The 12,458-nt window shown below is 68.4% G+C and carries 12 protein-coding genes; 5 read left to right on the top strand and 7 right to left on the bottom strand.

Annotation, left to right across the window (positions count from 1 at the left end):
- Positions 1-30 precede the first annotated feature (30 nt).
- Entirely contained in the window at positions 31-468 is a 438-nt protein-coding gene (gene dksA, locus ACGTNF_RS12275) for an RNA polymerase-binding protein DksA (protein WP_026068301.1), read from the bottom strand.
- Positions 469-688: 220 nt separating this feature from the next.
- Here dksA and ACGTNF_RS12270 point away from each other — a divergent pair, with 220 nt between their 5' ends.
- Positions 689-1,858: an aminotransferase class I/II-fold pyridoxal phosphate-dependent enzyme gene (locus tag ACGTNF_RS12270; RefSeq protein WP_394601950.1), complete on the top strand. Its 1,170-nt coding sequence runs from the start codon at positions 689-691 to the stop codon at positions 1,856-1,858.
- A complete protein-coding gene (gene sfsA / locus ACGTNF_RS12265; protein WP_394601949.1) occupies positions 1,858-2,616 on the top strand; it encodes a DNA/RNA nuclease SfsA in 759 nt (252 codons plus the stop codon). The genes ACGTNF_RS12270 and sfsA overlap by 1 nt, the downstream gene beginning before the upstream one ends.
- 35 nt (positions 2,617-2,651) lie before the next feature.
- Here sfsA and metW read toward each other — a convergent pair whose 3' ends face one another.
- From metW to ACGTNF_RS12240, 5 genes are all read right to left on the bottom strand, one after another.
- A complete protein-coding gene (gene metW / locus ACGTNF_RS12260; protein ID WP_152480262.1) occupies positions 2,652-3,245 on the bottom strand; it encodes a methionine biosynthesis protein MetW in 594 nt (197 codons plus the stop codon).
- Complete coding sequence (metX, locus tag ACGTNF_RS12255; protein WP_394601948.1) at positions 3,245-4,402, bottom strand: homoserine O-succinyltransferase MetX; 1,158 nt, start codon at positions 4,400-4,402, stop codon at positions 3,245-3,247. The genes metW and metX overlap by 1 nt, the downstream gene beginning before the upstream one ends.
- A 284-nt stretch (positions 4,403-4,686) precedes the next feature.
- Complete coding sequence (locus ACGTNF_RS12250; protein ID WP_394601947.1) at positions 4,687-5,280, bottom strand: YggT family protein; 594 nt, start codon at positions 5,278-5,280, stop codon at positions 4,687-4,689.
- A 46-nt stretch (positions 5,281-5,326) separates the two neighbouring features.
- Positions 5,327-6,151 (bottom strand): pyrroline-5-carboxylate reductase, encoded by an 825-nt coding sequence (gene proC / locus ACGTNF_RS12245; RefSeq protein ID WP_152479877.1) that lies wholly within the window; start codon positions 6,149-6,151, stop codon positions 5,327-5,329.
- A gap of 65 nt (positions 6,152-6,216) precedes the next feature.
- The gene (locus ACGTNF_RS12240) at positions 6,217-6,924 is read right to left on the bottom strand and encodes a YggS family pyridoxal phosphate-dependent enzyme (RefSeq protein WP_394601946.1); all 708 of its coding nucleotides are present in this window, start codon (positions 6,922-6,924) and stop codon (positions 6,217-6,219) included.
- Positions 6,925-6,978: 54 nt separating this feature from the next.
- Here ACGTNF_RS12240 and ACGTNF_RS12235 point away from each other — a divergent pair, with 54 nt between their 5' ends.
- Positions 6,979-8,013: a type IV pilus twitching motility protein PilT gene (locus ACGTNF_RS12235; protein WP_394601945.1), complete on the top strand. Its 1,035-nt coding sequence runs from the start codon at positions 6,979-6,981 to the stop codon at positions 8,011-8,013.
- A 26-nt stretch (positions 8,014-8,039) separates the two neighbouring features.
- Positions 8,040-9,182, top strand: coding sequence for a PilT/PilU family type 4a pilus ATPase (locus ACGTNF_RS12230; RefSeq protein WP_394601944.1), 1,143 nt, complete (start codon positions 8,040-8,042; stop codon positions 9,180-9,182).
- 179 nt (positions 9,183-9,361) lie between these two features.
- Here ACGTNF_RS12230 and ACGTNF_RS12225 read toward each other — a convergent pair whose 3' ends face one another.
- Positions 9,362-10,492, bottom strand: coding sequence for an anhydro-N-acetylmuramic acid kinase (locus ACGTNF_RS12225; RefSeq protein ID WP_394601943.1), 1,131 nt, complete (start codon positions 10,490-10,492; stop codon positions 9,362-9,364).
- Positions 10,493-10,602: 110 nt separating this feature from the next.
- On the opposite strand from ACGTNF_RS12225, the gene tyrS reads away from it, so the two are divergent.
- Positions 10,603-11,802 (top strand): tyrosine--tRNA ligase, encoded by a 1,200-nt coding sequence (gene tyrS, locus ACGTNF_RS12220; RefSeq protein ID WP_394601942.1) that lies wholly within the window; start codon positions 10,603-10,605, stop codon positions 11,800-11,802.
- The last annotated feature ends 656 nt before the right edge of the window (positions 11,803-12,458 follow it).

The raw sequence follows: 12,458 nt of genomic DNA, 5'->3' as shown, positions 1-12,458 counted from the left end.
GCCCGTCGCGGAAGCGGTGACGGCCGGGCATCAGCCGCCCAGCTGCTTCTCCTTGAGCTCGGCGAGGGTCTTGCAGTCGACGCACAGGGTCGCGGTGGGACGCGCCTCGAGGCGGCGGATGCCGATCTCGACGCCGCAGGCGTCGCAGAAGCCGTAGTCGTCCTCGTCGATCTTCTCGATGGTCTCGTTGATCTTCTTGAGCAGCTTGCGCTCGCGGTCGCGGGTACGGAGCTCGAGGCTGAACCCTTCCTCCTGGGTCGCACGATCCGCGGGGTCGGCGTAGTTGTTCGCCTCCTCCTGAAGATGGCGCACCGTGCGATCCACTTCCTCCATGAGCTCCTGTTTCCAGCCCAGCAGGATCTGTCGGAAGTGCTCGAGCTGCTTGTCGTTCATATACTCTTCACCCGGTGCCGGCTCGTACGGGGTGAATTTCTTGGGCGCTTCCATTTTCTTTTCTGCTACTGGCATGGGACTGCCTCGTGTCTTGTGTGACTGCTGATCAATACCCGATACGCTGCTCAAGGTATCTCACGCCAAAGGGATGCTTGTTTAGCGAAAAAACGCGATCTTTGCAATCCCCCTCCCGGTGCTTGACTGCGCCAGCACAACAAAAGTCGTAACATGCAGGCTTTGACCATGGCAGATCGGAGAGAGACCTGCCATGGCATGCCGTGCAAAGGAGATGCCCATGTCCTGGAGTTCGCGACTCGACGCCGTCGCTCCCTTCCGCGTGATGCGCCTGCTGGAGGCGGCCCAGGCCCGCGAGGCCGCCGGCCACGACGTCATCCATCTGGAGGTGGGCGAGCCGGACTTCCCCACCCCCGAGCCGGTGCAGGCCGCCGGCCAGCGAGCCCTGGCCGAGGGGCATACCCGCTACACGCCGGCCGCGGGCCTGCCGGCGCTGCGCGAGGCGATCGCCGGGCACTACGCGCGCTACTTCGACGCCGAGGTCGATCCGGCGCGGATCATCGTCACCCCCGGCGCCTCCGGCGCGTTGCTGCTGGCCAGCCAGCTGCTGGTCGAGGGCGGCGACCGGGTGCTGATGGCCGATCCCACCTATCCCTGCAATCGCCACTTCATGGCGTTGGCCGGCGCCGAGGTCGATACGGTCCCGGTGGGACCGGCCAGCGGCTGGCAGCTCGACGCCGCGACCGTCGCCCGCCACTGGCGCGACGACACCCGGCTGGCGATGCTGGCCACGCCGTCGAATCCCACCGGGCACATGCTCGATGCCGCGGGGCTCGCGGCGGTGGCCGACAGCGTCGCCGCACGCGGCGGTCATCTGCTGGTCGACGAGATCTATCAGGGGCTGTGCTACGACCTCGCGCCGCTCTCCGCCGCCTCCGTGGCGCCGGCGGCCTTCGTGGTCAACAGCTTCTCCAAGTACTTCGGCATGACCGGCTGGCGCCTGGGCTGGCTGGTGGCGCCGGAGGCGGCGGTCGAGCCGCTGACCCGGCTGGCGCAGAACGTCTTCCTGTCGGCGCCGACGCCGGCCCAGCACGCCGCGCTGGCGGCCTTCGAGCCCGAATGCCGCGAGCTCCTCGAGGCGCGTCGCCGGGAGCTGGCGCTGCGTCGCGATGCCCTGCTGGCAGGGCTCGAGCGGCTGGGGCTGGCGCCGGACCGGCCGCCCCAGGGGGCCTTCTACCTGTGGCTCGACGTGTCCCGCTACACCCGCGACAGCGAGGCCTTCTGCCGGCGCCTGCTCGAGGAGGAGAACGTGGCCATCACCCCGGGCACCGACTTCGCCCTCGAGGGCGGCGAAAGCCACGTGCGCATCGCCTTCACCACCGGCGTCGAGCGGCTGGAGGAGGCCGTGACGCGGCTGGGACGGTTCCTGAGTCGCCAGGAGGGCGCCTGATGGACTATGCCGCGCCGCTGGTGCCGGGCGTGCTGCTGCGCCGCTACAAGCGCTTCCTGGCCGACGTGCGCCTGGACGACGGCCGCGAGGTCGTCGCCCACTGCCCCAACACCGGCTCGATGCGTGCGGTCAACGTGCCGGGCTGCCGGGTATGGCTGTCGCCGAGCGACGACCCCAGGCGCAAGCTGGCCTGGACCTGGGAGCTGATCGAGCTGCCCCGGCCGGAGGGCGGCGTCGACCTGGCCTCGGTGCATACCGGCCGGGCCAACCGCATCGTCGAGGAGGCGCTGGTGGCGGGCACGGTCGAGGCGCTGGCCGGGGCCGGTACGCTGAAGCGCGAGGCCAGGGTGGAAGGCGCGGGTCGCCGTCGCGCACGACTCGACTTCCGGCTGGACGGCGAGGCGGGCGCGACCACCTTTGTCGAGGTCAAGCAGGTGACCCTGCGCGAGGACGACGGCCACGGCTACTTTCCCGATGCGGTCAGCGAGCGCGGGCGCCGGCACCTCGAGACCCTGGCCACGCTCGCCGCCGAGGGCCACCGTGCCGTGCTGCTGTTCTGCGTGGCCCACGAGGGCATTCGTTCGGTGGCGCCGGCCGGCCACCTGGACCCGGCCTATGCCGAGGCGCTGCGCCGGGTGGCCGGCGAGGGCGTGGAGGTGATGGCGCGGACCTGCCGCTTCAGGCGGGAAGCGGGGCGGCCGGTGGCCGTGAGCCTGGGCGAGGCGCTGCCGGTCGAGCTCGAGCGCCGCTATCGCTGACGGGCCAGGACACGGCGGGGCGGCGCCCCGCCCGCTCAGCGCCGGGTGACGCGGAAGATCGCGATCTCGCCGAACAGGTTGGGCCAGCGCCGTGAGGCCCAGTTGCCGCCACGGCTGCCGACGCCCACCGCCCGGTCGACGATCATCAGGCCCTTGTCGCGGCACAGCTGCTCGAAATCGTTGAAGGTTGAGAGGTGGATGTTGGGGGTGTCGTACCAGGCGTGGGGCAGCGACTTGGACACCGGCATGTAGCCGCGCAGGCCGAGATAGGCCCGGTGGCGCCAGTAGGCGAAGTTGGGGAAGGTGATGATGCACTCGCCGGCCACCCGCAGCATCTCGTCGAGCATGCGGTCCGGGCGGCGCAGCGCCTGGAGGGCCTGGGTCATCACCACCAGGTCGCAGGCGTCGTCCTCGAAGTTGGAGAGCCCCGCATCGAGGTTCTGCTCGATGACGTTGACGCCCTTGGCCAGACAGGCGGTGATGCCGTCGGGGTCGATCTCCAGGCCGTAGCCGGTGACCTTCTTGTGCTCGGCCAGGGCCGCCAGCAGGGTGCCGTCGCCGCAGCCCAGGTCGAGCACTCGGGCACCCTCTGGTACCCAGTCGTGAATCCGTTGCAGGTCGGCGCGCATCATGAGCGGTCCTCCAGTCCCTGGTCGCGGGCCACGCGTTCCATGAAGGCGGCGAACACCGCCTGGTAGCGGGGCTCGGGCAGCAGGAAGGCGTCGTGGCCGTGGGGCGAGTCGATGTTGGCGTAGCTGACCGCCTTGCCGGCGCGCACCAGGGCGTTGGCCAGCTCTTTCGAGCGCGCCGGCGGGAAGCGCCAGTCGCTGGTGAAGCTGACCACCAGGAAGGGACAGTCGGCCGGTGCCAGCGCCGCGGCCAGGTCGCCGCCGTGGGCCGACGCCGGGTCGAAGTAGTCCAGCGCCTTGGTCATCAGCAGGTAAGTGTTGGCGTCGAACGAGGTCGAGAAGGCGTCGCCCTGGTAGCGCAGGTAGGACTCCACCTGGAACTCGACGTCGTAGCCGAAGTTGAAGTCGTCGCTGCGCAGGTCGCGGCCGAACTTGGTGCCCATGGCGTCTTCGGACAGGTAGGTGATGTGACCCACCATGCGGGCGAGCTTGAGTCCGCGGCGGGGCAGGGCGTCTTGCTCGGCGTAGTGGCCGTCGAAGAACTCGGGGTCGGAGCGGATCGCCTGGCGGGCGACCTCGTTGAAGGCGATGTTCTGCGCCGACAGCTTGGGCGTGGCGGCGATCACCGCGGCATGGGCGACGCGCTCCGGATAGGTCAGCGTCCACTGCAGCGCCTGCATGCCGCCGAGGCTGCCGCCGACCACCGCGGCGAAGCGCGCGATGCCGAGCCGGTCGGCCAGGCGCGCCTGGCTGTGCACCCAGTCGACCACCGTCATCATCGGGAAGTCGGGGCCCCAGGCGGTGCCGGTCTCGGCGTTGTCGCTGGTCGGCCCGGTGCTGCCGTGGCAGCCGCCCAGGTTGTTCACCGAGACCACGAAGAAACGATCGGTATCGATCGACTTGCCGGGGCCGATATGGGCGTTCCACCAGCCGGGCTTGCGGTCGTCTTGCGCATGGTAGCCGGCGGCATGGTGATGCCCGGACAGGGCGTGGCAGATCAGCACGGCGTTGGTGCCCTCGGCGTTGAGGGTGCCGTAGGTCTCGTAGACCAGATCGTAGGCCGGCAGCGTGCGGCCGCAGGCCAGGTCCAGGGGGTCGTCGAAGTGCGCCGTCTGCGGCGTCACCAGGCCGACCGAATCGCGGGGCAGCTCGGTCATCTGTCAGCGTGTCCAGTCGTTTTCGTTGGTGGTCGAGGCGTGCCGGGAGGCTTGGCTCGATCAGCGCCGGGGATGAGCCGGCGCGAGGGGTTTTTGGCCATGGCTGAGGCGACTCTCGCCGAACGGGCTGGCCATGGATGGTCAGCACAGGCTCTGCCAACGGAGCAGGACGCGAGAGCGCCGCAGGGCCAAGGTAGCGCCCATGGATGGGTTCATGGCGCCCTCGCGACGGCTGGTCGCCGGAAACGCTCATCGCGATTCCCGGATCGTCGGCGACGTGTCTGCTAGAGCCCCACCAGCACGCCGACGACGCCGGCGGCGCGGGTCAGCGAGCCCACCACGACGCCGTCGATCAGGTTGATGGCGATGAACACCACGATCGGCGAGAGATCGATCATGCCCAGCGGCGGGATCACTCGGCGCACCGGCGCCATGATCGGTTCCACCAGCTGCATGACCAGGATCGCCGCCGGATGGCTGGCGCGGGGCGACACCCAGCTGAGGATGATCATCACGATCAGGGCGAAGAAATAGATCTTGAGGATGGCGTTGGCCAGCGCCGCCACGCCGCCGATGGCCAGGTTGGTGATCGGCGCCATGCCGTAGCCGGCCAGCTGCAGGATGGCGACGATGGCAATCAGCTTGACCACGAAGCCGGCCGCCAGGGTGGCTAGGTCGAAGCGGCCCATCACCGGCCCCAGGAAACTCTGGAAGGGGCGCACCACCGGCTGGGTGATCTTCACCACCGACTGGCTGAGCGGGTTGTAGTAATCGGCCCGGGATGCCTGCAGCAGGAAGCGCAGCATCAGCAGGAACAGATAGATATTGACGAGGGTGTTGACCAGCAGCAGGCCGGCGTTTCCCAGTTGACTGCCCATCGGGGCTCCTCCATGTCTTGTGCGATCGGGCGCCGTGGCGCGGCCGTCAGTGCTTGCCGAGTTCCTCGGCCATCTCGCGGGCGCGGGCGGCGCAGGCGTCCATGGCGTCGGCGACGATGCGGCGCATGCCGGCATCCTCGAAGTGCGAGATGGCGCGTTCGGTGGTGCCGCCGGGCGACATCACGTTGCGCTTGAGCTCGCCCGGGGGCTGGTCGCTGTCCATGGCCATGCGCGCCGCACCGAAGGCGGTCTGCATGGCCAGGCGGCGGGCGGTGTCGGCGGGCAGGCCTAGCCTGGCGCCGGCCTCTTCCATGGCCTCGAACATCAGGAAGAAGTAGGCCGGGGCGCTGCCGGAGACCGCGGTCACGGCTTCCAGCAGGCCTTCCTCCTCGACCCACTCGACCAGGCCCACGGCCTCGAGCAGTTCGGTCGCCAGCTCGCGCTGGGCCTCGCTGACCCGCGGATTGGCGTAGAGCCCGGCGGCGCCGGCGCCGACCAGCGAGGGGGTGTTGGGCATGCAGCGCACCACGGCGAGCTCGCCGCCGAGCCAGGCCTCGAGGGTCTCGGCGGACAGGCCGGCCGCCACCGAGAGGATCAGCGGCTTGCGCCCCTGAACGGCGTCGCGCATGCCGGCACAGACGTCCTGCATGATCTGCGGCTTGACCGCCAGCACCACCACATCGGCCTCGGCCACGGCGGCGGCATTGTCGGTGGCGGTGTGAATGCCGTACTTCTCGCGCATCGGGGCGAGCCTGTCGTCGCTGGGCGAGGTGGCGGTGATGGCGTCGCGGGAATAGCCGCTGTCGATCATGCCGCCGATGATGGCGCCGGCCATGTTGCCGGCGCCGATGAAGGTGACTTGGCTTGCCATGCGTTCAGTCCTGTGTGGGTCGGCGAATAGGCCGCCGGCGGCATGGCCGGCGGCGCCGTGAGTGATCAAGCGGAGGTGTCCCGTGCGCCGAAGATGGCGGTGCCGAGTCGCACCTGGGTGGCGCCCTCGGCCACGGCGGCCTCCAGGTCGCCGCTCATGCCCATCGAGAGGGTATCGAGCCGTGCCGCGGGGAAGCGCTCGCGCAGGTCCTCCAGCGCCTCGCGCAGTCGCGCGAAGGGCAGACGCTGGGCGGCGGGGTCGTCGGCCGGGGCCGGTATCGCCATCAGCCCGCGCAGCGCGAGATGCGGCATGGCCAGCACGGCCTCGGCCAGCGCCGGTAGCTCGGCCGGCGACACGCCCGACTTCGAGGGCTCGTCGCTGATGTTGACCTGCAGGCAGACGTTCAGCGGCGGCAGCGTCTCCGGCCGCTGGGCGTCGAGGCGGCGGGCGATCTTCTCGCGCTCCAGGCTGTGCACCCAGGCGAAGTGCTCGGCGACGTCGCGGGTCTTGTTCGATTGCAGCGGGCCGATGAAGTGCCAGACGATATCGTCCAGCTCCGCGAGCTCGGCCTGTTTCTCCAGCGCTTCCTGCAGGTAGTTCTCGCCGAAATCGCGCTGGCCCAGGGCGTGCGCTTCGCGGATCATGGCGGCGGGCTTGGTCTTGCTCACGGCCAGCAGCGTCGCGCCGTCGGGCGCGCGGCCGGCATCGGCCAGTGCCGCCTCGAGGCGGTGGCGTGCGTTGGCCAGGGCATCACAAAGTGCCAGGTCCGTCATGTCGCGAGGTCTACCATACTAAGAACACCTTAATCCCGGGAGCAGGGGAACCGCATGGATATTACCGAACTGCTGGCATTCTCGGCAAAACAGAAGGCCTCGGATCTTCACCTTTCGGCCGGCCTGCCGCCGATGATCCGGGTCGATGGCGATATCCGCCGGCTCAACGTGCCGGCGATGGAGGATCGCGAGGTCCGCAAGCTGATCTACGACATCCTCACCGATCGTCAGCGGCGCGATTTCGAGGAGTCTCTGGAGACCGACTTCTCCTTCGAGGTGCCGGGAGTCTCGCGCTTCCGTGTCAACGCCTTCCATCAGGCGCGCGGCGCCGGGGCGGTGTTCCGCACCATTCCCTCCGAGGTGCTGACCATGGAGGACCTGGGGCTGGGCGAGACGTTCCGCCGCCTGGCGATGCTGCCGCGCGGCCTGGTGCTGGTGACCGGCCCCACCGGTTCGGGCAAGAGCACCACGCTGGCGGCGATGATCGATCACATCAACGACAACCGCTTCGAGCATATCCTCACCATCGAGGATCCGGTGGAGTTCGTGCATCGCAGCAAGCGCTGCCTGATCAACCAGCGCGAGGTGCATCGCGACACCCGGGGCTTCGCGCCGGCGCTGCGCAGTGCCCTGCGCGAGGACCCGGACGTGATCCTGGTCGGCGAGATGCGCGACCTGGAGACCATCCGGCTGGCGCTGACCGCGGCCGAGACCGGGCACCTGGTGTTCGGCACCCTGCACACCACCTCGGCGGCCAAGACCGTCGACCGGATCATCGACGTCTTTCCCGGCGACGAGAAGGCCATGGTGCGCTCGATGCTCTCCGAGTCGCTGCAGGCGGTGATCTCCCAGACCCTGCTCAAGCGCCAGGGCGGCGGCCGGGTGGCGGCCCACGAGATCCTGATCGCCACCTCGGCGGTGCGTAACCTGATTCGCGAGGACAAGGTGGCGCAGATCTATTCGTCGCTGCAGACCGGCGGCAACCTGGGCATGCAGACCCTGGACTCGGCGCTGTCGCGGCTGGTGGCGGACAACGTGGTGGCCCGGGACGAGGCCCAGGCCAAGGCGCGGGCCGTACTGGCCGGCTGACGGTGTGACAGCGAAGGAGAGCGACGATGACCGCGAAAGAATGGCTGTATCAGCTGCTCGACATCATGATCGAGCAGGAGGCCTCGGACCTGCTGATCTCGGTGGGTGCGCCGCCGACACTGAAGATGGCCGGCAAGCTGATGCCCATGGGCGAGGAGGGGCTGTCGATGGCGCAGGTCGGCGAGCTGGTGGCGGCGGCGATGCCGGAGAATCACCGGGCGCGCTTCGACGATGAACACGAGGCCAACTTCGCCCTCAGCCTGTCGGGGCGGGGGCGCTTCCGCGTCAGCGCCTTCCGCCAGCGCAACCAGCCGGCCATGGTGCTGCGCCGGATCGCCTTCGAGATCCCGCACCTGGAGGAGCTGTCGCTGCCGACGGTGCTGGGCGAGCTGGCCAACATCAAGCGCGGGCTGGTGTTCGTGGTCGGCGGCACCGGCACCGGCAAGTCGACGACCCTGGCGTCGATGATCCAGCGGCGTAACGAGACCCTCGGCGGCCATATCATCAGCATCGAGGATCCGATCGAGTACGTTCACCCGCACAACAAGGCGATCATCAACCAGCGCGAGGTGGGCATCGATACCGAGTCGTTCGAGGTGGCGCTGAAGAACACCCTGCGCCAGGCGCCGGACGTGATCCTGATCGGCGAGATCCGCACCCGGGAGACCATGGAGCATGCCCTGGCCTTCGCCGAGACCGGCCACCTGTGCCTGGCGACCCTGCACGCCAACAACGCCAACCAGGCGCTGGACCGGATCATCCACTTCTTCCCCCACGAGCGGCACGATCAGGTGTGGCTCGACCTGTCGCTCAACCTGCAGGCCATCGTCGCCCAGCAGCTGTTGCCGACGCTGGACGGGGGCCGCTGCCCGGCCATCGAGATCCTGCTGAAGTCGCCGCTGATCGCCGACCTGGTCCGCAAGGGCGAGGTGTCCGAGATCAAGAACGTCATGGCCCGCTCCCGTGACCTGGGCATGCAGACCTTCGACCAGGCGCTCTATGACCTCTACAGGAAGGGGCAGGTCAGCGAGGAGGTGGTACTGGTGCACGCCGACTCGGCCAACGACCTGCGCATGATGATCAAGTACGGCGACGAGCGCGGCGTGGGGCTGGCGCAGGCCAGGGAGGCGGCCAGCCATCTTTCGCTGCGCGGCGAGGACGACTATTAGGGCCTGTTCGAAAAGTGACTGCGCTCGGCTATACGGCGTTAAAAATCGGCTCAAGGTCCTCATTTACGGCTCGTAAACTCCGGCCTTTCGCCGATTTTTGCCTGGTCTAGCCTTCGCTCGTCGACTTTTCAGGTATTGCCAGTATCGGTCGTCGTCGGTGTCGGTGCGGGATGTATGAGTCAGGGCGCGAAGAGCCCGCCCAGCACTCGCGGGCCGGCGGCGCCGGTGACCGAAGGCAGGTTGCCGGGCTGGCCCTCGAGGCGGCACCAGGCCAGCCAGGCGAAGGCCGCGGCCTCGAGCCAGTCGGGCGACCAGCCGAAGGCCTCGGTGGTGTCCAGCCGTGTGTCGGGCATGCGTCGCGCCAGGCGGGCCAGCAGATCCGGGTTGTGAGCGCCGCCGCCGCAGGGAATCAGGCATGCGGCGGGCGGCGCGTCGTAGGCGTCGCGGGCCATCTCCACGGCCAGCGCCACGCTGGCCGCGGTCAGCTCGGCGAGGGTGGCCTGCACGTCCTCGGGCCGCTCGTGACCATGGAGGTGTGTTTCCAGCCAGTCGAGATGGAAGACCTCGCGCCCGGTGCTGCGCGGCGGCGGGCGATGGAAGAAGGGCTCGGCGAGCAGTCGCTCGAGCAGGGCCTCGTCGACCCGGCCCGAGGCCGCCCAGGCGCCGTCGGCATCGTAGGCGCCGCCGCGGTGGCGCGCGTGCCAGGCGTCCAGCAGGGCGTTGGCCGGGCCGCTGTCGAAGCCCAGCGGGGCGCGGTCGTCTTCTCCGGGTGGCAGCAGCGTGAGGTTGGCGAAGCCGCCCAGGTTCAGCACCAGGCGCCACTGGCCGGGGGCGCGGAACAGCGCCTGATGGAAGGCGGGGGCCAGGGGGGCAGCCTGGCCGCCAGCGGCGAGATCGCGGCGGCGGAAGTCGGCGACCACCGGGCAGCCGGTGAGCTCGGCCAGCAGGCTGGGGTTGTCGAGCTGCAGGGTATAGGCCGGCCCCGTGGCGTGGCCCCAGGGCGCATGCTCGATGGTCTGGCCGTGGCTGCCGACGGCGGCGATGTCGGCGGGAGCGAGCCCGGCATCCGCCAGCAGCCCGGCCACCGACCGGGCCTGGGCCTCGCAGAAGCCCTGCTCGGCCGCGGCCAGGTCGGCGAAGCTGGCGCCGTCGGCGTGGCAAAGCGTCCACAGGCGATCGCGCAGCCCCGGCGGCATCGGCTCGCCGCGGGTGGCGATCAGGCGCGGCGGATGCGTCGCCGAGCAGTCGACCAGGGCGGCGTCGATGCCGTCGAGGCTGGTGCCGGACATCAGGCCGATGAAGTAGGGCATAGGGCTCTCTCTGGGGCTCAACCGTCGATGGCTGGCATGGTAACATCCCCGCCCATTGCCAATGTCCCGCGTCGCCCGAACGGGCCGCCCTGCCGAGTGGAGAGGAGAGCATGACCGATGTCGCCGACGCGCTAGCGTTGCTCAAGCGTGGTACCCACGAGATCCTGCTGGAAGACGAGCTGGAGAAGAAGCTGGCCTCCGGTCGTCCGCTGCGCATCAAGGCAGGCTTCGATCCGACCGCGCCGGACCTTCATCTGGGGCACAGCGTGCTGCTGACCAAGATGCGTCAGTTCCAGGACCTCGGCCATACGGTCATCTTCCTGATCGGGGACTTCACCGGCCGCATCGGTGATCCCACCGGCAAGAACGTCACCCGCAAGCCGCTTACCGAGGAAGAGGTCAAGGTCAACGCCGAGACCTACAAGGCCCAGGTGTTCAAGATCCTCGACCCCGAGAAGACCGAGGTGCGCTTCAACGCCGAGTGGTTCTCCGCCATGAGCGCCGCCGACATGATTTCGTTGGCGGGGCAGAGCACCGTGGCGCGCATGCTCGAGCGCGATGACTTCGAGAAGCGCTACAAGTCCGGCCAGTCGATCTCCATTCACGAGTTTCTGTACCCGCTGGTGCAGGGCTACGACTCCGTGGCCCTGGAGGCCGACGTCGAGCTGGGTGGCACCGACCAGAAGTTCAACCTGCTGATGGGCCGCGAGCTGCAGAAGCACTACGGTCAGTCCTCCCAGGTCGTCATCACCATGCCGCTGCTCGAGGGCCTGGACGGCGTGCAGAAGATGTCCAAGTCGCTGGGCAACTATGTCGGTGTCGACGATACGCCGGGCACCATGTTCAACAAGCTGGTGTCGATGCCCGACAGCCTGATGTGGCGCTACTTCGAACTGCTCTCGCTGAAGAGCAACGAGGAGATCGAGGCGCTCAAGCGCGACGTCGAGGGCGGCGCCAACCCGCGCGACGTGAAGATGGAACTGGCCCGCGAGCTGATCGCCCGCTACCACGGCGAGGAAGCCGCCGCCAGCGCCCACCGCAGCGCCGGCAACCAGCTGGCCGACGGCGAGCTGCCGGAAGACCTGCCGGAAGTGGAGGTCGACTTCGAGGGCAGCGACCAGGCGCCCATCGCCGCGCTGCTCAACCGCGCCGGGCTGACCAAGAACAGTGCCCAGGCCAAGGACATGCTCAAGAACGGTCGGGTCAAGGTCGATGGCGAGGTCGTGGAGCCGAGCGCCATGCTGGACACCGGCAAGAGCTACGTGATCCAGGCCGGCAAGAAACGCTACGCGCGAGTCATCGTCGCCTGATGCGCTGACGAGTGGCGAGACCGACGCCCGCCTCGTGCGGGCGTTGTTGTCTCCGGGCGCCGGGCCTGAACTATCCACAGGTGGTCGAGCATGCGAGTGGGTGTGGATAGCCTTCTGCGGGTGGATGTCATCCATTGTTCATCCCGCCGTCACGATTCTGGCAAATAGTCCTTGCGTCGCCTCGGGAGAATCCGTACAGTACGCATCCGCTGCCGGCGACGGGCAACGTTGCAGGCGGTGATGAGTGGCAGAAGCGCTTGTTTTTCTTGAGGTTTTTTGGCGGTTGTCGGAAGCGCTCGATTGACAAGGTCAGCGGAATCGGTAGAATGCCCGCCACTCGCTACGGTAGCCCGCTGAGGGCTCGATCGGATGTGCTTCAGTCGCTGAAGCCGCACGCTCGGTCATCCGCTTCGCTCTCTCGAGAGCTTGAAGATCACCGGTTGACACGACGCGCCGATCACGTAGAATACGCCTTCCTTGCGAGGCACTGGCCAAGCGGCCGGGAACGCAAGATGCTCTTCTCCAACACGAGTCGAGCTGCTCTTTAACAATCGATCAGATAATTCATGTGGGCGCTTGTCGGGATGTCGGTGACCAGTCACTAGATATCAAGACAAGCGACTCGTCAAAGAGACGTTTGAATCTTGAACCAGGTT

The sequence above is a fragment of the Halomonas sp. B23F22_10 genome (assembly GCF_043496975.1).
GTDB classification, from domain to species: Bacteria; Pseudomonadota; Gammaproteobacteria; order Pseudomonadales; family Halomonadaceae; genus Halomonas; species Halomonas smyrnensis.
The sequence above is the reverse complement of the archived record's forward strand: the minus strand, read 5'-3'. Positions and strand labels throughout refer to the sequence as shown.